This is a genomic window from Shinella sumterensis (assembly GCF_004514425.2).
In the GTDB taxonomy this organism is placed as follows: domain Bacteria; phylum Pseudomonadota; class Alphaproteobacteria; order Rhizobiales; family Rhizobiaceae; genus Shinella; species Shinella sumterensis.
The window spans coordinates 490,674-513,336 of record NZ_MYFN02000002.1 but is presented as its reverse complement, the minus strand read 5'-3'; the positions used below and the strand labels follow the sequence as shown (position 1 = coordinate 513,336).

Annotated in this window: 23 protein-coding genes; 13 read left to right on the top strand and 10 right to left on the bottom strand. The window is 65.1% G+C overall.

What is annotated here, in order from left to right; all coding sequences use genetic code 11:
• The first annotated feature begins 5 nt into the window (after positions 1-5).
• From B5M41_RS06245 to B5M41_RS27210, 8 genes are all read left to right on the top strand, one after another.
• Positions 6-770: a HugZ family pyridoxamine 5'-phosphate oxidase gene (locus B5M41_RS06245; protein WP_134646932.1), complete on the top strand. Its 765-nt coding sequence runs from the start codon at positions 6-8 to the stop codon at positions 768-770.
• Between the two features lie 194 nt (positions 771-964).
• Positions 965-1,294 (top strand): ArsR/SmtB family transcription factor, encoded by a 330-nt coding sequence (locus B5M41_RS06240; RefSeq protein ID WP_134646930.1) that lies wholly within the window; start codon positions 965-967, stop codon positions 1,292-1,294.
• Positions 1,295-1,481: 187 nt separating this feature from the next.
• Positions 1,482-2,807 carry an omega-aminotransferase AptA gene (gene aptA / locus B5M41_RS06235; RefSeq protein ID WP_134646928.1) on the top strand — a complete coding sequence of 442 codons (1,326 nt, stop codon included), beginning with the start codon at positions 1,482-1,484 and terminating at the stop codon, positions 2,805-2,807.
• A gap of 138 nt (positions 2,808-2,945) precedes the next feature.
• Positions 2,946-3,842: a DMT family transporter gene (locus B5M41_RS06230; RefSeq protein WP_134646926.1), complete on the top strand. Its 897-nt coding sequence runs from the start codon at positions 2,946-2,948 to the stop codon at positions 3,840-3,842.
• A gap of 44 nt (positions 3,843-3,886) precedes the next feature.
• Entirely contained in the window at positions 3,887-4,756 is an 870-nt protein-coding gene (locus B5M41_RS06225; RefSeq protein ID WP_134646924.1) for an aldose 1-epimerase family protein, read from the top strand.
• Positions 4,757-4,830: 74 nt separating this feature from the next.
• A complete protein-coding gene (gene ade / locus B5M41_RS06220) occupies positions 4,831-6,525 on the top strand; it encodes an adenine deaminase (RefSeq protein ID WP_134646922.1) in 1,695 nt (564 codons plus the stop codon).
• A gap of 73 nt (positions 6,526-6,598) precedes the next feature.
• Positions 6,599-6,799, top strand: a complete 201-nt coding sequence (locus B5M41_RS06215; RefSeq protein ID WP_134646920.1) for a hypothetical protein — start codon at positions 6,599-6,601, stop codon at positions 6,797-6,799.
• Complete coding sequence (locus B5M41_RS27210; protein ID WP_134646918.1) at positions 6,796-7,065, top strand: ParE family toxin-like protein; 270 nt, start codon at positions 6,796-6,798, stop codon at positions 7,063-7,065. Before B5M41_RS06215 ends, B5M41_RS27210 begins: the two co-directional genes overlap by 4 nt.
• Here B5M41_RS27210 and bglA read toward each other — a convergent pair.
• Positions 7,062-8,705, bottom strand: a complete 1,644-nt coding sequence (bglA, locus tag B5M41_RS06205; RefSeq protein ID WP_134646916.1) for a beta-galactosidase BglA — start codon at positions 8,703-8,705, stop codon at positions 7,062-7,064. The genes B5M41_RS27210 and bglA overlap by 4 nt on opposite strands.
• Before the next feature lie 148 nt (positions 8,706-8,853).
• Here bglA and B5M41_RS06200 point away from each other — a divergent pair, with 148 nt between their 5' ends.
• The 4 genes from B5M41_RS06200 (at position 8,854) to B5M41_RS06185 (ending at position 12,461) form a co-directional block, all read left to right on the top strand.
• Complete coding sequence (locus B5M41_RS06200) at positions 8,854-9,858, top strand: Ldh family oxidoreductase (RefSeq protein ID WP_134646914.1); 1,005 nt, start codon at positions 8,854-8,856, stop codon at positions 9,856-9,858.
• 16 nt (positions 9,859-9,874) lie between these two features.
• Positions 9,875-10,792 (top strand): sugar kinase, encoded by a 918-nt coding sequence (locus B5M41_RS06195; protein ID WP_134646912.1) that lies wholly within the window; start codon positions 9,875-9,877, stop codon positions 10,790-10,792.
• Between the two features lie 92 nt (positions 10,793-10,884).
• Positions 10,885-11,436 (top strand): YbhB/YbcL family Raf kinase inhibitor-like protein, encoded by a 552-nt coding sequence (locus B5M41_RS06190; protein ID WP_134646910.1) that lies wholly within the window; start codon positions 10,885-10,887, stop codon positions 11,434-11,436.
• Positions 11,437-11,603: 167 nt separating this feature from the next.
• Positions 11,604-12,461: a helix-turn-helix transcriptional regulator gene (locus tag B5M41_RS06185; RefSeq protein ID WP_134646908.1), complete on the top strand. Its 858-nt coding sequence runs from the start codon at positions 11,604-11,606 to the stop codon at positions 12,459-12,461.
• Here the strand turns inward: B5M41_RS06185 and der are convergent.
• The 3 genes from der to B5M41_RS06170 form a co-directional block, all read right to left on the bottom strand.
• On the bottom strand, positions 12,412-13,845 hold the full coding sequence (gene der / locus B5M41_RS06180) for a ribosome biogenesis GTPase Der (protein ID WP_134646906.1): 1,434 nt from the start codon (positions 13,843-13,845) through the stop codon (positions 12,412-12,414). The two genes, B5M41_RS06185 and der, sit on opposite strands and share 50 nt — an antisense overlap.
• Before the next feature lie 36 nt (positions 13,846-13,881).
• Positions 13,882-14,553 carry a tetratricopeptide repeat protein gene (locus tag B5M41_RS06175; RefSeq protein WP_134646904.1) on the bottom strand — a complete coding sequence of 224 codons (672 nt, stop codon included), beginning with the start codon at positions 14,551-14,553 and terminating at the stop codon, positions 13,882-13,884.
• A 101-nt stretch (positions 14,554-14,654) separates the two neighbouring features.
• Positions 14,655-15,239, bottom strand: a complete 585-nt coding sequence (locus B5M41_RS06170; RefSeq protein WP_134646902.1) for an NnrU family protein — start codon at positions 15,237-15,239, stop codon at positions 14,655-14,657.
• 190 nt (positions 15,240-15,429) lie between these two features.
• On the opposite strand from B5M41_RS06170, the gene B5M41_RS06165 reads away from it, so the two are divergent.
• On the top strand, positions 15,430-16,392 hold the full coding sequence (locus B5M41_RS06165) for a polysaccharide deacetylase family protein (protein WP_134647244.1): 963 nt from the start codon (positions 15,430-15,432) through the stop codon (positions 16,390-16,392).
• A gap of 30 nt (positions 16,393-16,422) precedes the next feature.
• Here the strand turns inward: B5M41_RS06165 and sbmA are convergent, their stop codons facing one another.
• From sbmA to B5M41_RS06135, 6 genes are all read right to left on the bottom strand, one after another.
• The gene (gene sbmA / locus B5M41_RS06160; RefSeq protein ID WP_134646900.1) at positions 16,423-17,700 is read right to left on the bottom strand and encodes a peptide antibiotic transporter SbmA; all 1,278 of its coding nucleotides are present in this window, start codon (positions 17,698-17,700) and stop codon (positions 16,423-16,425) included.
• 95 nt (positions 17,701-17,795) lie between these two features.
• Complete coding sequence (locus B5M41_RS06155) at positions 17,796-18,986, bottom strand: YbfB/YjiJ family MFS transporter (protein WP_230640002.1); 1,191 nt, start codon at positions 18,984-18,986, stop codon at positions 17,796-17,798.
• 74 nt (positions 18,987-19,060) lie between these two features.
• Positions 19,061-19,813: a type I methionyl aminopeptidase gene (gene map / locus B5M41_RS06150; RefSeq protein WP_134646898.1), complete on the bottom strand. Its 753-nt coding sequence runs from the start codon at positions 19,811-19,813 to the stop codon at positions 19,061-19,063.
• A gap of 46 nt (positions 19,814-19,859) precedes the next feature.
• On the bottom strand, positions 19,860-20,921 hold the full coding sequence (locus B5M41_RS06145) for an LLM class flavin-dependent oxidoreductase (RefSeq protein WP_134646896.1): 1,062 nt from the start codon (positions 20,919-20,921) through the stop codon (positions 19,860-19,862).
• A gap of 81 nt (positions 20,922-21,002) precedes the next feature.
• Positions 21,003-22,274, bottom strand: a complete 1,272-nt coding sequence (locus B5M41_RS06140) for an RNA polymerase sigma factor (RefSeq protein WP_134646894.1) — start codon at positions 22,272-22,274, stop codon at positions 21,003-21,005.
• Positions 22,271-22,645: a YciI family protein gene (locus B5M41_RS06135; protein WP_134646892.1), complete on the bottom strand. Its 375-nt coding sequence runs from the start codon at positions 22,643-22,645 to the stop codon at positions 22,271-22,273. The genes B5M41_RS06140 and B5M41_RS06135 overlap by 4 nt, the downstream gene beginning before the upstream one ends.
• Between the last annotated feature and the right edge of the window lie 18 nt (positions 22,646-22,663).

Sequence of the window (22,663 nt, the reverse complement as noted above, 5' to 3'; positions counted from 1 at the left end):
CAGCCATGACCGAGAACGACAAGCCCAGCGTTCTGCGCGACACCGACGACGAGGCGCGCCACCTCGCCCGCACGCTGCTGCGTTCCGCCCGCTCCTGCGCGCTGGCCGTGCTCGAGCCGGAAACGGGCGCGCCCTTCGCAAGCCGCACGCTGACGGGCACCGATACGGACGGAACACCTGTCATCCTCGTTTCGGCGCTCTCCGTGCACACCACGGCACTGCGCGCCGATCCGCGCGCGTCCCTGCTGGCGGGCGAACCCGGCAAGGGCGACCCGCTCGCCCATCCCCGCCTCACCGTGCTGTGCGAGGCCGAGGAAGTATCACGCGAAAGTGAAGCCCGCACGGCACTTCGCGAGCGCTTCATCCGCCGCCACCCAAAGGCGAAACTCTATGTCGATTTTCCCGACTTCGCCTTCTTCCGGCTCGTGCCGCTGCGCGCCCATCTCAACGGCGGTTTCGGCAAGGCCTTCGTGCTGACGGCGGACGATCTTCTGATTCGTTCGCCGGCCCGCGACGCGCTCGCAGCCATGGAACAAGGCGCGATCGACCACATGAACAGCGACCATGCAGAGGCCGCCGGCGTCTACGCAGCCCACTATTGCGGCGCTAAAGAGGGGAACTGGAGCATCGTCGGCCTGGATGCGGCCGGTGTCGATCTCGCCAGCGGCGACCGGCTGAAGCGCCTCGAATTCCCGCAAGAGCTGACGGATGCCGGCGCGCTGCGCGGTGAACTGGCCCGCCTGCTGCGGGAGGCGCGCGCATCTGGCTGAGCAGCGCCGGAGCCTTTCCAGCGACCTCGACCTCCCGAGCATCAAGACTTGAATATCGCATTCATATTAGCGCTATGAGTGTACCCCTACCCCCATTTCTTGCCCTTGATGCAGGAGGTTTTGTTTATATGCTTACAAGCGCATTAACTTAAAACGTCATGATTTGAAGCGGAAACGCCAGAAGGAGTTTTCAGATGGATAAGATTTCAGAGGCTGAGCATGCGCAGGCCGAAGTTGCATCCGACTTCCTGTCCGCGATGGCCAACCCCAAACGGTTATTGATCCTGCGGGTTCTGGTCGGTGGCGAAATTGCCGTCGGCGCGCTGGCCACCAAGGTCGGCCTCAGCCAGTCGGCGCTCTCGCAGCACCTGTCCAAGCTGCGCGCGCAGAACCTCGTCACGACCCGTCGCGACGCCCAGACGATCTACTATTCCAGCAAGTCCGCAGCCGTTCTCACGATCCTCGATTCGCTGGACCGCATCTACGCCGCGCCGGGTGCGGAAAAGAAACTGCGCATCGCCTGATACACCCGATAACCGCCTCTCTGCGCCTCGGCCGAAAGTCCGGGGCGCTTTGCTATGCGCTCCTCCGTACGACGCCTTGACGGTGGCCGGCGCGTTGATAGTTTGACCATCGGGTAAAAATCGCCAAGCATCTGCCGGCCGGCACCGCCCTGCGGGGCCGGGCACTTTAGGGACCATGGAGAACCGCATGTCCAACCGCCTGAATACCCCCAACGATCTGCGTGCCTTCTGGATGCCGTTCACGGCAAACCGGCAGTTCAAGAAGGAGCCGCGCCTGTTCGTCGGCGCCAAGGACATGTACTACACGACCCATGACGGTCGTCAGGTGCTGGATGGCACCGCCGGCCTGTGGTGTGTGAATGCCGGCCACTGCCGGCCCAAGATCACCGAGGCGATCCGCGAACAGGCAGGCGAACTCGACTATGCGCCCGCCTTCCAGCTCGGCCACCCCAAGGCGTTCGAACTCGCCAACCGTCTGGTGGACATTGCGCCCGAGGGCATGAACCACGTGCTCTACACCAATTCCGGCTCCGAATCGGTCGAAACGGCGCTGAAAGTGGCGCTCGCCTATCACCGCGCCAAGGGCGACGGCTCGCGCTTCCGCCTCGTCGGGCGTGAACGCGGCTATCACGGCGTCAATTTCGGCGGCATCTCCGTCGGCGGCATCGTCTCCAACCGCAAGATGTTCGGCACGCTGTTGACCGGCGTCGACCACATGCCGCACACCCATTTCCCCGACAAGAATGCGTTTTCGCGCGGCGAGCCGGAGCATGGCGGCGATATCGCCAGCGAGTTGCAGCGTATCATCACCCTGCATGACGCCTCCACCATCGCGGCCGTCATCGTCGAGCCGGTGGCCGGCTCCACCGGCGTTCTCATCCCGCCGAAGGGTTACCTCCAGAAGCTGCGCGAAATCTGCACGCAGCACGGCATCCTCTTGATCTTCGACGAGGTCATCACCGGTTTCGGCCGCCTTGGCGCGCCCTTCGCCGCCCAGTACTTCGACGTGAAGCCCGATATCATCACCACCGCCAAGGGCCTCACCAACGGCGTGATCCCGATGGGCGCCGTCTTCGTCACCTCCGAGATCCATGACACGTTCATGAACGGACCGGAGCACATGATCGAGTTCTTCCACGGCTACACCTATTCCGGCAACCCGATCGCGTGTGCGGCGGCCCTCGGCACGCTCGACACCTACAAGGAAGAGGGCCTGCTCACCCGCGCCAGCGAACTCGCCTCCTATTGGGAAGACGGCCTGCATTCGCTCAAGGATTGCCCCAACGTCATCGACATCAGAAATGTCGGCCTGATCGGCGCCATCGAGCTTTCGCCCATTGCCGGCGAGCCGACCAAGCGCGCCTTCAATGCCTTCCTCAAAGCCTATGAGCAGGGCCTGCTCATACGCACGACGGGCGACATCATCGCGCTCTCGCCGCCGCTGATCATCGAAAAACACCATATCGACGAGTTGTTCGGCAAGCTGCGCGACGTGCTCCAGAACAACATCTGAGACTATTCAGGTCGTATACAGGCGACTTCCCGTCGCGCCGGTCCCACAGGGATGGCGCGGCGGGCCGCATCATCTCCGTACCGTGATCCGGGTCGGCTCCGCCTTGGCGGCGGAGGCCCGCATGGTGGGAGCACGTCCATGCGATCGATCTATCTGGCTTTTGTCCTGCTCGGCCTCTTCTGGGGATCGAACTTCATCTACATGAAATGGGCGTCCGAGCTGATCACACCCGCGCAGATCACGCTTCTGCGAGTCTTCTTCGGCTTCCTGCCGCTTGCCGTGGTCGCCTGGCGGAACGGCGTGATCCACAGGGAGCAGATACGGCACCTTCCGCATTTCCTCGTCATGGCGGTTCTGGCGACGGCCTTCTACTATTTCGCCATCGCGGAGGGCACCGCGCGCCTGCCGTCCGGCATTGCGGGCGTTCTCGGCGGCTCGATCTCGCTCTTCACCACGCTCGCCACGCTTCTCGTGCTGCGCACCGAACGGCCCAATGCCCTGATGCTCGCCGGCGTGGTGACGGGCTTTGCCGGCATCGTCCTGATCGCCCGCCCGTGGGAGCGGTCGGGCGGCAGCATCGATATCGACGGCGTGCTGTGGATGCTTGCCGCCACGAGCATCCTCGGTCTCTCCTATGTCTATGTGCGCCGCTTTCTCTCGCCCCATAACCTGCCGCCGCTGGCACTCGCCACATGGCAGACGGGGCTTGCCCTTCTCGTGCTGCTGGCGCTCACCGACCGCACGGGCATCACGGCCATCCTCGGCGACTGGCACGCGGCGGCCGGCGTTGCCGTGGGGCTCGGCATTCTCGGCACGGGCATGGCCTTCCTGATCTATTATTACCTGTTGCAGGAACTGGGCGCCGTTGCCGCCTCCGGCGCGACCTACATCACGCCGAACGTCGCCCTGCTGATCGGCTGGGCGGCCGGAGAAACGGTCGGCATGCTGGAAATCGCCGCCATCATCCTCGTGCTCGCCAGCATCGCGATGTTGCAGATCGGCCGGCAACGTGCCCTTCGCGAGACGCGGCGTTAAGATTTGCGCTACAGTAGGACCGGCTTTCCGCAAAAGGAGATTCGATGCCGACGACCACCCGTATCGAGAACGCCTTCCTGACCGTCGAGGTCTCGTCCCTCGGCGCCGAGATGCAGTCCATAACATCTGGGGATGGCGGCAGCTGGCTATGGAACGGCGACGCCGCCTTCTGGACCGGCCGCTCGCCGGTGCTGTTTCCCATCGTCGGCAAGGCGCCGGACGATAGGCTGCTGATCGACGGCAGGCCCTATCCCATGGCCCAGCACGGCTTTGCCCGGCGACGGGAATTCACCATCGAGACCACGTCGGCCACGGCCTGCCGCTATGCGCTGGAGGCCTCCGACGAAACCCGCGCCGTCTACCCTTTCGATTTCCGTCTCACCGTCGAACACAGGCTCGACAACCGCACGTTGACGGTGGCCAGCATGGTCGAAAACCGGGGCGGCGAGCCGATGCCCTTCGGCTTCGGCTACCATCCCGCCTTCTCCTGGCCGCTGCCGGGCGCCGCGGGAAAACCGCATATGGTGACCCTTGCAAACGGCGGCGAGCCGCTGCGCCAGCCCTTGGAAAACGGCCTTCTCTCCACGAGCCGCACGCCATCCCCCTTCGACCACGGCCGCCTCGTGCTCGCGCACGACCTGTTCGCCAACGACGCCCTGGTCTTCCCGCAAGGGGCCGGCGACAGCCTCGTCTACGCCGCCGAGGACGGTCCGTCCCTCGCCTTTCGTTTCGAGAACTTGCCCAACCTCGCGCTGTGGACAAAGCCCGGCGCGCCCTTCCTGTGCATCGAGCCCTGGCATGGCACGGCGGCCGAATACGGCGCGTCGCCCGAACTGAAGGACCGGCCCTATACCAGCGTGCTTGACGGTGGCGAAACGACACGCTTCGCCTTTTCCGTGACCTTTGCGGCCTGAGGTTTTCCCGGCATAGCCCTTCCCTCCGGCGCGCACCCCGCTAGAGTCGCAGAAAAGGATTCGGGAGACCCGCCATGACCGACTTGGAACGCCTCATCGACCAGGGAACCGGCCGCGAGCCGGCCGATATCGTCCTGAAGGGCGGGCAGTTCTTCGATCTGGTGACGGGCGAACTCGTGGCGTCGGACATCGCGATCTGCGGTGACCGCATCGTCGGCACCTGCGGCACCTACACGGGTAGAACGGAAATCGACATCACCGGCCGCATCGTCGTGCCCGGCTTCATCGACACGCATCTGCACATCGAATCCTCGCTGGTGACGCCGCACGAATTCGACCGCTGCGTCCTGCCCTACGGCGTCACGACGGTGATCTGCGATCCGCACGAAATCGCCAATGTGCTCGGCACGGAGGGCATACAGTTCTTCCTCGACAGCGCCATGCAGACGATCATGGATATTCGCGTGCAGCTGTCGAGCTGCGTGCCGGCCACGCATCTGGAAACATCGGGCGCCGATCTGCCCGTGGAACGGCTCCTGCCGTTCCGCGATCATCCCAAGGTCATCGGCCTCGCCGAGTTCATGAATTTCCCTGGTGTCATCCACAAGGACCCGGTCTGTCTCGCCAAGCTGGAGGCCTTCCGGGGCGGGCATATCGACGGGCACGCGCCGCTTCTTCTGGGCAACGACCTCAACGGTTATCTTTCCGCCGGCATCCGCACCGAGCATGAATGCACCACCGCCGAGGAGGCGCTGGAGAAGATCCGCAAGGGCATGCATATCCTCATTCGCGAGGGCTCCGTTTCCAAGGACCTTCTGGCGCTGCTGCCCATCATGACGGAACGCCTGTCACCCTTCCTTGCGCTGTGCACGGACGACCGCAACCCGCTCGATATCGCCGAGCAGGGCCACCTCGATTACATGATCCGCACCGCGATCGCCCATGGCCGGGCGCCGCTCGCCGTCTACCGCGCCGCCTCCATTTCCGCTGCGAAGGCCTTCGGCCTCAGCGACCGCGGCCTCGTCGCCCCCGGCTGGCGCGCCGACCTCGTCGTCATCGACACGCTGGAGAACTGCAAGGCGGAGATGGTCCTTTCCGCCGGCAGGCGTGTGGACGATGCCCTCTTCGCCACCCGCGCCGCCGTGGAGCCCGTCGGGCTGGATAGCGTCAAGGCCCGCGTCGTGGAGGCCGCCCATTTCGCCGTGCCCGCCACCGACGCCGAGACGCCCGTCATTGGCGTGCTGCCGGGCAAGATCATCACCGAACACCGGCGCTACCGCCTGCCCGCCAAAGGCAACCAGACGACCGTCGATCTGGCGCAGGACATCATCAAGGTCGCCGTCATCGAGCGCCACGGCAAGAACGGCAACCACGCCAACGGCTTCGTGCAGGGCTTCGGCCTGAAGAAGGGCGCCATCGCCTCCACCGTCGGCCATGACAGCCACAACATCTGCGTGGTCGGCGTCGACGAAGACGACATGGCCCGCGCCGCAAACCGGCTGAGCGAGATCAAGGGCGGCTTCGTCGTGGTCGAGAATGGCGTGGTCACCGGCGAGATCGCCCTGCCCGTCGCAGGCCTGATGAGCCTGGAGCCCTATGAGAGCGTGCGCGACACGTTGCACCACCTCCGCCAGGCCGCCTTCGCGCTCGGCGCCACGCTGGAAGAACCCTTCCTCCAGCTCGCCTTCCTGCCGCTCCCCGTCATCCCCCACCTGAAGATCTCGGACCGCGGCATGGTGGATGTGGATCGGTTCGCGCTGATCGGGTGATGTTTGCCTTAAAGGCAGCTTTTCTCGTACAATATGTACGAAACCCGTACATATTGTACAAAAGGAGCAAGGCATGACGAAACTTGAACAGATAGAAAAGAGCGTCGCAGAACTGAGCCCTGAAGAATTCGACCGTTTCTCCGCCTGGTTCGAAGCACTTCAGGCCCAACGCTGGGATCGAGACCTGATCGACGACGCCAGCAAGGGCGTCCTGGACGACCTTGCCGAACGCGCCCTGTCCGATTTTCGCAACAATCGGACCCGGCCGCTTTGAAACACCATGCCACGGAGGCGTTCTGGGCATGCTACAACGCTTTGCCGTCCCATATCCGTGAGCAAGCCGATAAGAACTTCACGCTGCTGAAAGCCAATCCTGCGCATCCGTCCCTGCAACTGAAACCAGTCGGACGCTTATGGTCGGTCCGTGTCGGCCTTTCCTGGCGCGCCCTCGCGGCGCGGGATAATGGGACCGACACGCTTGTCTGGTTCTGGATCGGCTCTCATGCCGACTATGACCGGCTCGTAGGGCGAAAAGGCTAAACCCGCACACACGCCATATCCAGCCCGTCCAGTTCGATCGTACCGTCCTTCAGCTTCGCGCCGAAACCCGGAACGGGCACCGGCTCGCCGAGCTTCAGCGATTTTGCCGGCACGAATTCGGCCTTCTCGCGCGTCAGGTTGAAGACGAACAGCAACTTCTCGCCTCCCTTCTCGCGCGTGAAGGCGAGGATGTCCTGGTTGGAATGCACGAAGGCCATGTCGCCGTCATGCAGCAGGTCGTGCGCCTTGCGGAAGGCAAGCGTCGCGCGATAGTGGTTGAGCACCGAGCCCGCGATCTTTTCCTGCGTATCGACGGCGTGGCGCGCGTGGTCCTCCGGCACGGGAAGCCACGGCTTGGCCGTGCTGAAGCCGGCATGCGCCTCGCCGTGCTGCCAGGGCATCGGCGTGCGGCATCCGTCACGTCCCTTGAAGGCGGGCCAGAAGCGGATGCCGTAGGGGTCACGCAGGTCCTCGAAGGCAAGTTCCGCTTCCGTCAGCCCAAGCTCTTCGCCCTGGTAGAGGCAGATCGAACCGCGCAACGTCGACAGCAGCGTGATCGCAAGCTTGGCCACCCGCTCACGCTCCTCCGGCCCTTTGATGAATCGGCTGACATGGCGATTGACGTCGTGATTGGAGAAGGCCCAGCAGACCCAGCCGTCCGTTACCGCGCGCTGGAAGGCCTGCACGCATTTGCGGATGTGCTCGGCGGTGAAATCCGGACCGAGCAGGTCGAAGGTGTAGCACATGTTGAGCTTGTCGCCGCCGCTCGTGTAGTCGGCCACCGTCTTCAGCGAGCGCGCGCCGTCGCCGACCTCGCCTACCGTCATGCGCCCATCGTACTCGTCGAGCAGCGCGCGAAAGCGCTTGAGAAAGTCGATGTTCTCTGGCTGCGTCTTGTCATAGCGGTGCGATTGCATGCCGTAGGGGTTCACGTCGGGCGCATCCAGGCCGATCTCTTCGGGGTCGGGCTCGTGCGGAGGGTTGTCGCGCAGCTTCCTGTCGTGGAAATAGAAGTTCACGGTGTCGAGCCGGAAACCGTCCACGCCGCGGTCGAGCCAGAAGCGCACGGTCTTCAAGAGCGCATCCTGCACATCCGGATTGTGGAAGTTGAGGTCCGGCTGCGAGGTCAGGAAGTTGTGCATGTAATATTGCTTGCGCACGCCGTCCCATTCCCAGCCCGGGCCGCCGAAGATCGACAGCCAGTTATTGGGCGCCGTGCCGTCGCGCTTGGGGTCGGCCCAGACATACCAGTCCGCCTTTGGATTGTCCCGGCTCGCACGGCTCTCGATGAACCACGGATGCTGGTCCGACGTGTGCGAGATCACCTGATCGATGACGACCTTCATGCCGAGGCGGTGCGCCTCCGCCAGCATGGCGTCGAAATCGGCGAGCGTGCCGAACATCGGATCGACATCGCAGTAATCCGAGACGTCATAGCCCATATCCGCCATCGGCGACTTGAAGAACGGCGACAGCCAGATGGCATCGACGCCGAGCGAGGCGATGTGCCCGAGCCGCCGGGTGATGCCGCGCAGGTCTCCCATGCCATCCCCGGTCGTATCCTGGAACGAGCGGGGATAGACCTGATAGATCACCGCGCCGCGCCACCAGTCGTCGGCCTTCCCAGGGGGCTTCGTCATTCGTTCTCGCTCCGGCTTGGTTTGCTTTCGGCCAAGATGTAGCGCGCGCCCGGTGGAGGGTAAACGGCGCACGGCGGGATTTTTCGCAGGTTGACGAAGCAGCGGCGGGTCTGGATGATGCCCCGATTTTCCAAGACAGGTTGACCGCATGACAGCTGACGTCACCCTTTTGCCAGATGAAGCCCTCGCACTTGCAAAAACCGCGCTGATGCGCGTCGGCATGGTCGAGGCGGCGGCGACTGCGCTAGCCCGCGCGACGATGGACGCCGAAGCCGCCGGCAAGGGCGCGGTCGGCTTCGCGCACCTCACCGATTATCTCCACGCCCTCGTCGATGGCCGCATCGACGGGCGCGCCGAGCCCCTCATCACGTCCCCCGTGCCGGCCATCCTGAAATGCGACGTCATGGGCGGCGTGGCGCAGTATGGCTTCGACATCGCGTCAGAGGAGCTCGTCACGAAGGCCAGAGCGCTCGGCGTCTCCATCTTCACCGCGCACAACAGCTACACGACGGGCGAACTCGGCTGGTATGCCGCACGCCTCGCGACGGAAGGCCTCGTCGCCATCGCTGCGACGAACGGGCCGGCTCTGCTTGCCGGCGCCGGCGCCACCCAGCCGGTCTATTCCACCAATCCGCTCGCCTTCGCCGCTCCGCTCGCCGACGGCCGCTTCGTACTGATGGACCAGTCCTCCAGCGCCACCGCCTTCGTGAAGGTGCGCGAGGCCGCAGCGCGCGGTGAGCCGATCCCGGGCGACTGGGCGCTCGACCAGGACGGCCGGCCGACCACCGATCCCTTCGCCGCCATGCAGGGCGCGCTTCTCGCCTTCGGCGGCGCGCGCGGCGCCAACATCGCCTTGATGGTCGAAATCCTCGCGGCAGGCCTGACCGGCGCGAACTGGTCGCTCGACGCACCGGATTTCCAGGCGGGAGACGCGTCGCCCGGCGCCGGCCTCTTCGTGCTGGCCCTGTCGCCGCAGCTTCTCGCCGACGATTTCACCGCCCGTCTCGAAGCACAGGTGGAACGGCTTTCCCGCGATTACGGTGTCCATGTGCCGGGCCTGGGTCGCCTTTCGCGGCAACAGGCCGCCGAAAGCGCGGGCATCGTCTTGCCGCGCCAACTCTTTGACAGTATTTCCTCTTTCCGACGCAATTAGGCGGGAGGGACAGGGCATGGCAGGGCGTTTGCTTGCAATCGGCGAATGCATGGTGGAACTGATGCAGGCCGACGGCGGGCTCCTGCGCAAGGGCTATGCCGGCGATACCTTCAACACCGCCTATTATGCCCGCCAATACCTGCCCTCCGAGTGGAGCGTCGACTATCTCTCCGCCGTCGGGACGGACACGATTTCGGACGAGATGCTTGCCTTCATGCAGGGCCATGGCATCGGCACGGCGCATGTCGCCCGCATCGAGGGCCGTTCGCCCGGCCTCTACATGATCCATCTGAAGGATGGCGAGCGCAGCTTCTCCTACTGGCGCTCCGCCTCCGCCGCCCGGCTGCTGGCGCATGACGGCGACCGTCTGCGCGCGGCGATGGAGGCCTCCGATCTCATCGTCTTCTCCGGCATCACGCTGGCGATCCTGCCGCCAGAAGATGTCGAAACGCTGCTGGCCGAACTGCGCCGGGCGCGCGCCGCCGGCAAGCGCATCGCCTTCGATCCCAATATCCGCCCGCGCCTGTGGGACGATGCCAGACGCATGCGCGCCACGATTAGCGAAGGCGCACGCGCCGCCACCCTTGTCATGCCGAGCCTCGACGACGAAACGACCCATTTCGGCGATGCCGGGCTGGAAGAGACCATCGTCCGCTACCGCGCGCTTGGCGTGGCCGACCTCGTGGTGAAGGACGGCGCCGAGGGCGCGACGCTGGTCTTCGGCGAGGAGCGCAGCCATGCCCCATCGGCCAAGGTCGAGACGATCGTCGACACCACCAGCGCCGGCGACAGTTTCAACGGCGCCTTCCTCGCCCGCCTCGCCACGGGCGCAAGTCCTGAGGACGCCGCGCGTTTCGCCGCGAATGTCGCCGCCGCCGTCATCCAGCACCACGGCGCATTGGTGGCCAGGGACAAGCTGCCGGCAGCCGATTGATCGGATCGGCGCCAAAATCGATCGGCCGCGCACCGACGCGGGTGCAGCCTGCGCCTACACTTTTCCTGTCTCCACGATACACAGGAAAGACCATGATCATATCCCGCTGCATGGCGACCCTCGCCGCTGCCCTCGCCTTTTGCCCACTCGCCGTCCATGCGGCCGATTTCACCGTCACCAGCGAGGCCTTTGCTTCGGGCCGCGTCCAGCCGGCACAGTTCTCCGACATCATGGGCTGCACGGGGGAAAATCTCTCACCCGATATCCACTGGTCCAACGCGCCCGAGGGCACGAAGAGTTTCGTGGTGACGATCTATGACAAGGATGCCCCGACAGGCTCCGGCTGGTGGCACTGGGTCGTGGTGGACCTGCCGGCGGACGCAACCTCGCTCCCTGCCGGCGCGGGCAGCGGCAAAGCCAGGATACCGGATGGCGCACGCATGACGCCGACGGATATGGGGGCACCCGGCTTCCTCGGCGCCTGCCCGCCGGAAGGACCGGAGCACGATTACACCATCACCGTGAAAGCGCTCGGCATCGACACGCTGCCGGTGCCCGACAACGCGACGCCCGCCATGGTCGGCTTCGTGAGCAACATGAATGCGCTTGCCACCGCGACCATCTCCGCCAAGGGCAAGCGGTGACGGCCGACGTCTTGCCCGGCCCGGCCGCGAAAGGCTAGAGCATTTCCAGCCGAAGCGAAGCCGCTTCGGCGTCGGATAATGCGGTAAAAACAGGAATCTAGAGCATTTCCGGTGAACCGGAGTTCACCGGAAATGCTCTAGGCTCGGGCAGGAACAGGAAGGATCGGATGAGCATCGCCATACGCCCCGATATCGGCGCTTCCGCGCGCATCGTGCAGTACAACCGGCTGCGCTATGCCAATATCCTGATCAATCGCCCGGCCCTTATCCTTGTCGAGCGCGGTACGAAGATCCTGCGCAGCGGCGAAGACGAATGGGTGGTGCCGGCCGGCGGATGCATTGCGCTTGCCCCGGGAGAGACCTTCGATGTGGTGAATGCGGCCGAGGGCGAGCACGCCTATGAGGCGCGCTGGATCGCCTTCGAGCCGGAGACCGTGGCCGCCTTCGCCGCCAAGGCTGGACAAGGCCGGCCCTTCCCCCGCGCTTTCCCGGTCCACAGCCCCCACAAGGGGTTCCATGAGGCCTTCGCCGATTGCGCGCAGGCGATCACCGAGCCGGGCAGCATCCCGGTCGAGATTGCCCGCCACCGCCTCGGCGAACTGCTGCTCTGGCTCGATCTGGCCGGTGGGCGCTTCGCCCGGCCGAGACCACCCGGCTTCAGCGACCGCGTCCGCGACCTCATCTCCAATGAACCGGACGGGGACTGGACGAGCGCGCGGCTCTGCCGCCTCATCGGCGCCAGCGAGGCGACCTTGCGGCGCAAGCTCGCGGCGGAAAAATGGTCGCTCCAGTCGCTGCTGATCGATGTGCGCATGTCCATCGCCATGCAGCTCCTGCAATCGACGGATCTTTCGATCCTGCGCATCGCGGAGGCGGTCGGCTACGAATCGCAATCCCGTTTTGCCGCGCGGTTTCGCGCGCGCTTCGGCTTTGCGCCAAGCGCGATCCGCGGACACGTCAGGCCCGATCCGAAAATCAGCGCTTCTTCTTCGCCTTCGAGGCATACGGATTGTCCGTTGCCCTGAAGTGGATGCGGATCGGCACGCCCGGCATGTTGAAGTCGTTGCGCAGGCCGTTGGTGAGGTAGCGGATATAGGATTCCGGCACGGCATCGGGACGCGTGCAGGAGATCATGAAGCCCGGCGGGCGGGCCTTCACCTGCGTCATGTATTTCAGCTTCAGGCGGCGGCCGGAAACGGCCGGCGGCGGATGCTGGGTCTGCTGCGCATCGAGCCAGCGGTTGAGCTTGGCGGTGGAGATGCGGCGGTTCCAGGTGCGGTCCGTGTCGATCACGGCCTGCATCAGCTTGTCGAGGCCGCGGCCGGTCTGGCCGGAAACGGGAACGGCGCGGATACCGCGCGCCTGCGGCAACAGCCGATCCGTCTTCTCGCGCAGATCCGCCAGCACCGCCTGCGGATCGTCGATCAGGTCCCACTTGTTGAAGGCGAGCACGGCAGCCCGGCCCTCGCGCAATACGAGGTCGACGATCTGCAGATCCTGCTTTTCGAAGGGAATGGTGGAATCGAAGACGATGACGACAGTCTCGGCGAAGCGGATGGCGCGCAGGCCATCGGCGACGGACAACTTCTCCAGCTTCTCCTGCACGCGCGCCTTGCGCCGCATGCCGGCCGTGTCGAACATCTTGATCGTGCGGCCGTTCCAGCTCCAGTCGACGGAGATGGAATCGCGCGTGATGCCCGCCTCCGGGCCGGTGAGCAGCCGATCCTCACCGAGGAAACGATTGATCAGCGTCGACTTGCCGGCATTCGGCCGGCCGACGATGGCCACGCGCAGCGGCTTCGTCTCGTCATATTCCGGCTCGTAATCGTCATCGCGCTCGATGCCCTGCTCGGCGGCTTCCGCGCGCAGGTCGATATTGGTGACGGCCTCGTCGTCTTCCGGATAGGCGCGCTCCTCGCCGATGGCGGCGACGATGGCGTCGCGCAGGTCGAGCATGCCCTGGCCGTGTTCGGCCGAAATCGGCGTCGGCTCGCCAAGCCCGAGCGTGAAGGCGTCATAGAAACCGCCGTCGGAACCGCGGGCTTCCGACTTGTTGGCGACGAGAACGACGGGCTTGCCCTTCTTGCGCAGCATTTCGGCAAGCGCCTGGTCGACGGGTGTCAGGCCCATCTTGGCATCCACCACGAAAAGCGACAGGTCGGCCTCGTCGATGGCAGCTTCCGTCTGGGCGCGCATGCGGCCCTGCAAGGTGTCCGGCGCGGCCTCTTCAAGGCCCGCCGTGTCGACGATGCGGAATTTCAGGTCGATGAGGCGCGCATCGCCCGGGCGGCGGTCACGCGTCACGCCGGGCGTGTCGTCGACCAGCGCAAGCTTCTTGCCCACGAGCCTGTTGAACAGGGTGGACTTGCCGACATTCGGGCGTCCGACAATGGCGACGGTGAAGCTCATGGATCAGTTCCGTTTCGGTGTCCGGTAAACGCCGGATCAGGAGGACAGCTTGCCGCTTGCCGCAATCAGGTCAAGCAGCATCTGCGCGCGGTTGGCGACGTTGCGCGGCGTCTCGTTGTCGTTGAGGATCGCGTCGAACCATTCCTTGGCGCGCGCATAATCCCCATGCTTGTAGGCGGAGAGGCCGAGAACCTCGCGCGCGGAATGGCGCGTGGCGCTCTGCGGCGTCGTCAGCTGCTCGACTTCGGCGGAAACCTGCTCGTAGGTTCCGGTATCGACCAGCAGATAGGCGGCACGCAGGCGGGCGGCGTCGCGCACCGGCTGCGGCACGGACGTATCCTTGGCGATGGCGGTGAAGGCGTTGACGGCGCCTTGCGTATCCGTCTCGGCGAGCAGCGAGGCCGAGCGCATGCGGGCGAGCACGGGATAAGAGCCGAAGCCTTCCTGCTCCAGCTTGCCGAGCGCTGCGAGCGCCTCGTCCTTCTTGCCGTCGCGGGCCAGTGTCAGCGCGGCCAGGAACTCGTCGCCGGCGGCGGATGCTTGCGAATCCCGCCAGTATTCGTAGCTCACCTTGCCGATCGTGCCGAGAACGACGAGCACGGCAATGCCGATGAGGATGCGTCCGAAACGCTTCCAGACCAGTCGCATCTGATCCGAGCGCAGTTCCTCATTCACCTCGCGGATAAAGCTGTCGTCCTGATTTACCATTCCCTGCCCGGCTCTTGCTGACGATTGGAGTTCGCGCCTTCTACTCCATTTTGGCCGCGTTGTAAGGGGGCAGGCGCGAAAAGCGCCGGTTCAGCCCGCAATCACGGCAGCGGAGAGACGCCGATCACCCACTCGTGAAGCTCGAAGACGATCGCGAGGTAAAGCACGAGGCCGATGACGACGGAAATCGCATCGTATTTCGCCGACACGAAGACCGGCAGTTTCGTCTCGCCGGTGGCGATGCGCTTCTTCAGCGTGATGCGCAGGATCACCGCCCAGGCGAGGACGGTCACGAAGAGCAGCACGGAATAGCTCTCGCCGTTGGCGAGGAGATGCGCCAGCGCCCAGATCTTGATGGCCACGAGGATGGGGAACTTCAGCTTCGTGCGGATATGGCCGGCCGGGAGGAACCCGGCGACGAGACAGATCGAGGCGATCAGCATCAGCGTCAGCGCGATATGCGACAGGAATGTCGGCGGGTAATAGAGCATCTGGCCACCATTCTCGCGCGCCACGACGAAGCCGTAGGCGATGAGCGCAAGGCTTACGAGCGAGGCGATGCCGTGCAGCGCCATCCAGCCCGGCTTGCCAAGCGCGGCGATGGCGGCATTGCGCAGCCCCGGCGCGATGGGCCGCAGCAGATGCGTGGCGATGAAGAGAACGAGACCGGCGACGAGCAGCGTCATGATAATGCCCCATGATGAACCTTCGGCCCAAGGCCGTTTGCGCAGGAATATCCGTCGCGGAGCGATAATGCCAGCCCGATCAAAGGATTGCCGCATTCACAATCGAAGACGAACCCTTTGCAAATTGTCGCGGGTGGTCCTCTTGTCGTTGTTTTCGTCTCGTTTCGTCCTTCTTTGCCTTTCCGCAGCCATGGCGGCTGCGCCGGCGCTCGCCGAGGACAAGGCCGGCGAAACGGTCAAGCGCAAGCAGCTCGTCATCGTCTCCTTCGACGGCGCGCATGACAATGCGCTCTGGGAGAAGAGCCGCGCCATGGCCAAGCGCACCGGCGCACATTTCACCTATTTCCTCTCCTGCACCTTCCTCTTTCCGCGCGAGGACCGCGCGACCTACCAGGCGCCGCATGAAAAGCGCGGCCGCTCGAATGTGGGCTTCTCGCCCGACAGGCAGGATACGCTGCTCAGGCTAAGCGAAATCTGGATGGCGAAGGAGGAAGGCCACGATATCGGCAGCCATGCCTGCGGCCATTTCGATGGCGGCAAATGGAGCGAGAAGGACTGGACGGCCGAATTCACCTTCTTCGCCGATGCGCTGAAGAACGGCTGGCGCAATGCCGGTGCGCCCGAGCGCGAGCCCGCCGACTGGCAGCGCTTCGTGACGGAGGACATCAAGGGTTTTCGCGCGCCCTACCTCTCGGCCGGCCCCGGCCTCGTCAAGGCGCTGGAGGCGAAGGGCTTCACCTATGATGCAAGCCTCGTGACCAAGGGACCGGCCATGCCGGTCACGAGCGGCGATATCGCCCGCTTCGGCCTGCCGCTCATTCCCGAAGGCGCCTCGCAGCGCCCGGTCATCGCGATGGATTACAATCTCTATGTCCGCCACTCCAAGGGCAAGGAGAACCCGGACAAGAGTTCCACCTTCGAGGACAGCACGCTGAAAGCCTACCGCGACGCCTTCAATCGACAATATGACGGCGCGCGCATCCCCCTCCAGCTCGGCTTCCACTTCGTCGAGATGAATGCCGGTGCCTATTGGCGGGCGCTCGATCGTTTCCTCACCGAGACCTGCGGCAAGGCGGATGTCGCCTGTGTCAGCTATGCGCAGGCGCTGGACATTCTTGCGACGGAAAAGAGGGCGGCCGGAGCCACCCTCTGATCGTTTTTCTGATGGGTTAAAGCCGAAACCTTACGGCCGGTTGGCCGCAAGCTCGCCTTCGGCGGCTTCCCGCTCCAGGTAACGCTGGTCGATTTCCGGCAGCGGCTTGTCGTCGATGGCCGCCTCGAAGGCTTTCAGACGCTTGTAGATGGACAGCAGTTCGATGATCGTCGACCAGTAGCTGACGAGATACTGGAAGGAATCCGTCACCTGCCCGAAGGCCGTGCTGATCTGCTGCCACAGGCCCATTGTGATCTTGCCCGCCGCAACGGTGGGGATCAGGATGAAGGTGAGGAAGCTGCCGTCGAGCTGGTTGTAGCCGAAGCGCGCAATGTTGAAGTAGCAATAGTGCCAGTACATGCGGAAGTAGTTCTTGCGCACATTGTTGAACAGCTCCCGCACCGTGACCGGCTGTGCCCGGTCCGCATCGTCCTCGCCATAGACGAGTTCCTTACGGTAGGCCGCCTCGACGCGCTGGTTGCGGAATTGCAGGCCGGGCAGCTTGATGCCGGCGAGCGCCAGCAGCGCGGTGCCGAAGATCGACCAGCCGATGGCAAGCCAGAACAGCGAATGCGGAATGGCGCCGAGAATAGGTACATCCGCCATATGTTCCGACAGCTTGAAGAGCAGCGGCAGGAACACGACGAGCGTCATGATGGAGTTGATGAAGACGACGCCGAGGCCTTCGACGATATTGGCGAAGCGCATCGTGTCTTCCTGCACACGCTGCGAGGCGCCTTCGATGTGGCGCAGCTTCGGCCAGAGCGACATGTAGTAGTCGTTCATCGCGGTACGCCAGCGGAAGACGTAGTGGTTGGTGAAGAAGGCCGTGACGACATTGATGACGACGGCGACGGCACCGATCTGCAGGAAGTAGATCTGCATGTCCCACAATTCGGTGGCGGTGACGTTTCCGGGCCCGGTCAGGCCTTTCTGGAAGAGGTCGAAGAACGGGCCGCGCCAGTTGTTGATGGCGACATAGGCCTGCACGGTGAAATAGGCGATGAAGATGAGGAACGCAGTGCCCCAGATCGACCAGTTCGTCCAGGGATGGTCACGCGCGATCAGCTTCCAGGCCCCGCCGAAGATCGCGACGAAGATCGCGAAATACAGGTAGAACCAGAGATTGTCGGGCGAGATGAAATAGGCGAAGCCGAGCGGCGCGGCCTCACCGGGCGCCAGCGGCGGCAAGCCGATCGCCGCCCCCATTTGCGGCCCCACCGTATACCAGACCACCATGCAGATGATCGACCAGACGACGAAGGACGAGAAGAACAGCTTGGGCTGCGGGAAAAAGGAATGGAACAAGGGCGAGACTCTCGATCGTTCAGCGGCAGCGGCACCGCCAATTCACCCTGAATCTAGAGGAGTTTGCGCGCCGCAACAATTCCCGTGCGCCGGCATTACGGAGATTTAATGGAAAGCGTTCCGCCGGCGGCGGCCGTCACCGCGGCGATCAGCAGGATGCCGGCTGCAACGAGGCTGGGCAGCACGTAGCTGCCCGTGTGCGCGGCCAGCACGCCGGCGCCGAGCGGACCGACGATCTGGCCGACGCCGAAGGCGGCCGTCATCAGCGCCAGCGCCTGGCGCGGGCTTTCGCTCGCCAGCCTGCGGCCGAGCTGCAACCCGTAAGCCGTCACGATCATGAAGGTGAAGCCGAGCAGCGCGCCGCCGATGAGGGCCGATGCCGGAAACGGCAGCACGACGGTCGCGGCGACACCGACGACCTCCAGCAGAAGTGCCGCCACATAGGTCGCCGCGATACCGAGACGGCGCTCGGCAGGGCGCCAAGCGAAGAGGGAGATCGCCGCCGTCGCCCCTGTCACCAGCCAGGTGAGGCATTCCAGCAGCGGATCATGGGCGCCCTCGCGCGCAATGGCCACGATGAAGGTGGCGGTGACGACATAGCCGATGCCGAACAACCCATAGCTCGCCGTCAACGCGACGAGCGGCCGCGTCCATCGGATGGGCGGCTCGCGCCCGATGCCGCTCTGCGCGGCCGGACTGGGCAGAAGCAGCACGACCAGAGCAAGGCCGGCAGCGCCCAGAAGCCCGCCGGCCAGCCAGTCGATGCGCCATGGCGAAATCGCCGTCGGCGGAACCAGCGACAGCCCATAAACCAGCAGCGCCGAAACCGCGATGCCACAGCCGACGCCGGAAAAATGCACCCGCTGCACACGCGGATCGCCGTGGCTGAGGCCGATGGAGAGCACGATGCCGGAGGTGAAGATCATGGCGAAGGCGCTGGCGAGCCCCGCCAGGAACCGAATGACGGAGAGAACGGCGACATCGGACGCCAGCGCCATGGCAAAGAGCAACAACACGGTGGCGGCAAGCGCGCCGACCGCCAGATGCCTCTCGCGCCTCGCGGCCCAGCCTTGCGCGGCGAGCAGCGCCCCCAGCAGGTAGCCCGCGAAATTCGCCGCGGCGATCACGCCGGCTTCAGCCGCGTCGAGGCCGAGCCCCGCCATCATGCCCGGCAGCACGGGTGTGTAGAAGAACCGGCCGATGCCCATCGCAACAGCCATCGCCACCGCGCCGGATAGCGCGGCGCGGACCGGCTCGCGGGACAGGAATTTTGTGCACTGCGTCATGATGCGACCATGGCACCGCGGCAGCAGGCGAACAAACGAGATAAATTGATCCGTCGATCAGCGCCGTTGAAGGCTCAGCCCGGCAGCGTGACGACGAGCGGCCCGTTGCGGGTGGCCACCACGGTATGCTCGAACTGCACCGTCGGCGCGCTCGGCTCGCTGTAGAGCGTCCACTCGTCCTTCTCACCGCTACCCGCCCAGTTGGCGCCGAGCGACAGGAACGGCTCCACGGTGAAGACCAGCCCTTCCGTCATGCGGCGCTTTTCCTGCGGGTCGGGCCAGGTCGCGATTTCCGCCGGCTCCTCGTGCAGCGACCGGCCGACGCCGTGGCTCGCAAGATTGGCGATCAGCGTATAGCGGTTCTTGCGGGCGAATTCGCCGATCGCGTTGCCCACCTGCGCGAACGGCTTTCCGGCCTTGACCTCCTTCAGCCCCACCCAGAGCGCCCGCTTGCCGTCACGGCACAGGCGCTCGACGGCCGGCGACGACCGGCCCATGGTAAAGGACGCGCCCGTATCGGCGAAATAGCCGTCCCGCACCGCCGAAACGTCGATATTGATGAGATCGCCGTTCCGGATCACGCGGTCGCCGGGAATGCCGTGCGCCACTTCCTCGTTGATGCTGATGCAGGTCGCACCCGGAAACTTGTAGCAGCTCTCCGGTGCGGAGGTGGCGCCCGCCTCCTCCAGCATGCGCCGGCCGATCAGGTCGAGTTCACCGGTGGTCATGCCCGGCCGCGCGGCCGTCGACATATGCTGCAGCACATTGGCGCAGATCCGCCCGATGGCTTTCAGGCCCTCCAGGTCTTCGTCATTCTCCAGGGTCATCGCATCTCTCTTTCGCGGGGCGTCCTAGCACAACCGCGCGCCGCTGTCAGGCGGAAGCGGACGCCTCCGCCGTCTTCTCCTCGGCCAGCATCTCGCGAACCAGCGGCGCGACCTTCGTGCCGTAAAGTTCGATCCCGCGCAGAAGCCGGTCATGCGGCATCAGCCCGATCGCCATCTGCAACAGGAAGCGGTCGTTGCGGAAGATCCGCTGATGCGCCACGATCTTGCGCGCCACCGTCTCCGGGTCGCCCAGGAACAGATGGCCCTCCGGCCCGATGGACTGGTCGAACTGCGCCCGGCTGGTCGGTCCCCAGCCGCGCTCGCCGCCGATGCGGTTCATCACCGCGGCCTGCGGGCCGTAGAACGTGTCGGCCGCCTCCTGCGTCGTGTCGGCGATGAAGCCGTGAACGTTGATGCTCGTCTTCAGCCCCGCCGCATCCTGGCCCGCGCGGCGCGCGGCCTCGCGGTAGAGGTCGAAGAGCGGCGCATAGCGCGCAGGCGTACCGCCGATGATGGCAAGCGCCAGCGGCAGGCCATAGGCGCCCGCCCGCGCCACCGATTGCGGCGTGCCGCCGACGGCGATCCAGATCGGCAGCCGGCCATGGACGGGCCGCGGATAAACGCCAAGCCCCGGCAGCGGCGCGCGCGTGGTGCCGTTCCACGAGACCTTTTCGCTGTCGTTGAGCGCCAGGAGCAGATCCAGCTTCTCCTCGAAGAGCTTGTCGTAATCGTCGAGCGCATAGCCGAACAGCGGGAAGGATTCGATGAAGGAACCGCGCCCCGCCATGATCTCGGCCCGCCCGCCGGAAATGAGATCGACGGTCGAAAACTGCTGGAACACACGCACCGGATCGTCCGACGACAGAACCGTCACCGCGCTGGAAAGCCGGATGGTCCTCGTGCGCGCCGCAGCCGCCGCCAGCACGACGGCGGGGGCAGACGCCGCGTAGTCCGGACGATGATGCTCGCCGAGCCCGAACACGTCCAGCCCGACCTGATCGGCAAGCTCGATCTCCTCCAGCAGCTCTTTCAGCCGCCGCTCTCCTTCCTGCCCCCTGTCGGCGGCATTGGGATCGACATCGGCAAAGGTATAGAGACCAAGTTCCATGGGATGTTCCAGATGAGAGGATTTCCCCTGAAATATGGCGTCGACGACGCAGTTGAAACCCCCGCGCGGGAAACAGTGTGTTTACGGAGCGGCCGAAGGCGCCCTACCCGCCGCCATCTCGCGTTGCAGGCTGTCGAGATGCTGGCGGATATGGGCCGCTTCCGCCGTGCTCGTGGCCAGCGCGATCGCCTTGCCGAAGGCGTCGCGGGCCTCGGCATAGCGGCCGAGCTGCTTCAACAGCCCGCCGCGCAGGCCGTGGAAATAGAAATAGCCCGAAAGCACATCGGCAAGCGGCTCCACCAGCGCCAGTGCGGCCTCCGGCCCTGCCCGCTTGGACACCGCCACCGCCCGGTTGAGCGTGACGACGGGAGACGGCTGAAGCCGTTCCAGCGTCTGGTAGAGAAGGTCGATCTCCAGCCAGTCGGTTTGCGCCGCCGTCGGCGCGCGGGCATGCAGCGCGGCAATCGCCGCCTGGATCTGGAATGGCCCGGGGGCGCGGTGGCGCAGCGCCTTGTCGATCAGCACCAGCGCCTCGTCGATCATTCCGCGGTCCCAGAGCGACCGGTCCTGGTCTTCCAGAAGCACGATCTGCCCGTCGCCGTCGAAACGCGCCTTGCGCCGCGCGTGCTGGAGCAGCAGCAGCGCCGTCAGGCCCATGATCTCCGGCTCGGCCGGAAACAGCATGAGCAGAAGCCGCGCCAGCCGGATCGCTTCGGCGCAGAACGGCGTGTCGAGCTTCTCCGGCTCGCCGGCCGAATAGCCCTCGTTGAAGACGAGATAGATCATCGCGGCGACGCGGCCGAGCCGTTCGGCCCGCGCCACCGCGTCCGGCGTCTCGAAGGCAACGCCCGCCGCGCCGATCCGCGCCTTGGCGCGCGTGATGCGCTGTTCCATTGCCGCTTCGGAGACGAGGAAGGCGCGCGCGATCTGCCGCACGGAAAGCCCGGACACGATGCGCAGCGCCAGCGCGATCTGCTGTGTCGCCGGCAGTTCGGGATGGCAGCACACGAAGAGCAGCCGCAGGATATCGTCGCGGTAATGCGCGCCGTCCAGCCGGTCGGCCATGTCGGCCTCCCGGTCCTCGAGGTCGGACAGCACTTCTTCGGGTGGCAGCGGCTGGGTTTTCGCCCGCTTGCGCACCTGGTCGATGCCGCTGTTGCGGCCGACGAAGATCAGCCAGGCCGCCGGGTCGCGCGGCGGTCCCTTTTCCGGCCAGGTCTTCAGCGCCCGAAGGCAGGCCTCCTGAAAGGCCTCCTGCGCGAGGTCGAGGTCACGGAAATAGCGCAGAAGCGCGCCCATGGCCTGCGGCCGCGCCGATGTGAGCGCAAGATCGATCCAGCCGGGGTCTGTCATGCGATGGGCACTCCCGGCATGAAATATTGCAGCGGACGGATTTCATAGGTGCCGTGGGCCGGATTGGCAGCGGACAGCTCGCGCGCGAAGGTGATCGCCTCTTCAAGAGTCTCGGCCTGCACCACGAAGAAGCCGAGGAACTGTTCCTTGGTCTCGGCAAACGGCCCGTCCATCACGATGGCGTCGGTCGCGCCCTTGCGCACCGTCACGGCCGCGGTCGTCGGCATCAGGCGGGCGACGGGCCCCAGCTTGCCGGCCTCGGCATAACGCTGGTTGACGGCGCCAAGATCGGCCATGACCTTGTCGTCCTGCTCCTTCGACCAGGCACAGACTTCGCTTTCGGAATCGTAGCAGAGAACAGCGTACAGCATGGAAACCTCCCGTTGGCT

What these genes read in the sequence shown, in the direction of transcription:
- B5M41_RS06245 (WP_134646932.1), top strand. Translation starts at nt 6, where the DNA reads ATGACCGAGAACGACAAGCCCAGCGTTCTGCGCGACACCGACGACGAG.
- B5M41_RS06170 (WP_134646902.1), bottom strand. Translation starts at nt 15,239, where the DNA reads ATGACGCTGCTCGTCGCCGGTCTCGTTCTCTTCATCGCCACGCATCTG.
- B5M41_RS06190 (WP_134646910.1), top strand. Translation starts at nt 10,885, where the DNA reads ATGATCATATCCCGCTGCATGGCGACCCTCGCCGCTGCCCTCGCCTTT.
- der (WP_134646906.1), bottom strand. Translation starts at nt 13,845, where the DNA reads ATGAGCTTCACCGTCGCCATTGTCGGACGCCCGAATGTCGGCAAGTCC.
- B5M41_RS06145 (WP_134646896.1), bottom strand. Translation starts at nt 20,921, where the DNA reads ATGGAACTTGGTCTCTATACCTTTGCCGATGTCGATCCCAATGCCGCC.
- B5M41_RS06200 (WP_134646914.1), top strand. Translation starts at nt 8,854, where the DNA reads ATGACAGCTGACGTCACCCTTTTGCCAGATGAAGCCCTCGCACTTGCA.
- aptA (WP_134646928.1), top strand. Translation starts at nt 1,482, where the DNA reads ATGTCCAACCGCCTGAATACCCCCAACGATCTGCGTGCCTTCTGGATG.
- B5M41_RS06195 (WP_134646912.1), top strand. Translation starts at nt 9,875, where the DNA reads ATGGCAGGGCGTTTGCTTGCAATCGGCGAATGCATGGTGGAACTGATG.
- B5M41_RS06230 (WP_134646926.1), top strand. Translation starts at nt 2,946, where the DNA reads ATGCGATCGATCTATCTGGCTTTTGTCCTGCTCGGCCTCTTCTGGGGA.
- bglA (WP_134646916.1), bottom strand. Translation starts at nt 8,705, where the DNA reads ATGACGAAGCCCCCTGGGAAGGCCGACGACTGGTGGCGCGGCGCGGTG.
- B5M41_RS06175 (WP_134646904.1), bottom strand. Translation starts at nt 14,553, where the DNA reads ATGGTAAATCAGGACGACAGCTTTATCCGCGAGGTGAATGAGGAACTG.
- B5M41_RS06240 (WP_134646930.1), top strand. Translation starts at nt 965, where the DNA reads ATGGATAAGATTTCAGAGGCTGAGCATGCGCAGGCCGAAGTTGCATCC.
- ade (WP_134646922.1), top strand. Translation starts at nt 4,831, where the DNA reads ATGACCGACTTGGAACGCCTCATCGACCAGGGAACCGGCCGCGAGCCG.
- B5M41_RS06185 (WP_134646908.1), top strand. Translation starts at nt 11,604, where the DNA reads ATGAGCATCGCCATACGCCCCGATATCGGCGCTTCCGCGCGCATCGTG.
- B5M41_RS06140 (WP_134646894.1), bottom strand. Translation starts at nt 22,274, where the DNA reads ATGACAGACCCCGGCTGGATCGATCTTGCGCTCACATCGGCGCGGCCG.
- B5M41_RS06215 (WP_134646920.1), top strand. Translation starts at nt 6,599, where the DNA reads ATGACGAAACTTGAACAGATAGAAAAGAGCGTCGCAGAACTGAGCCCT.
- B5M41_RS06135 (WP_134646892.1), bottom strand. Translation starts at nt 22,645, where the DNA reads ATGCTGTACGCTGTTCTCTGCTACGATTCCGAAAGCGAAGTCTGTGCC.
- B5M41_RS06165 (WP_134647244.1), top strand. Translation starts at nt 15,430, where the DNA reads ATGGCGGCTGCGCCGGCGCTCGCCGAGGACAAGGCCGGCGAAACGGTC.
- map (WP_134646898.1), bottom strand. Translation starts at nt 19,813, where the DNA reads ATGACCCTGGAGAATGACGAAGACCTGGAGGGCCTGAAAGCCATCGGG.
- B5M41_RS06155 (WP_230640002.1), bottom strand. Translation starts at nt 18,986, where the DNA reads ATGACGCAGTGCACAAAATTCCTGTCCCGCGAGCCGGTCCGCGCCGCG.
- B5M41_RS06225 (WP_134646924.1), top strand. Translation starts at nt 3,887, where the DNA reads ATGCCGACGACCACCCGTATCGAGAACGCCTTCCTGACCGTCGAGGTC.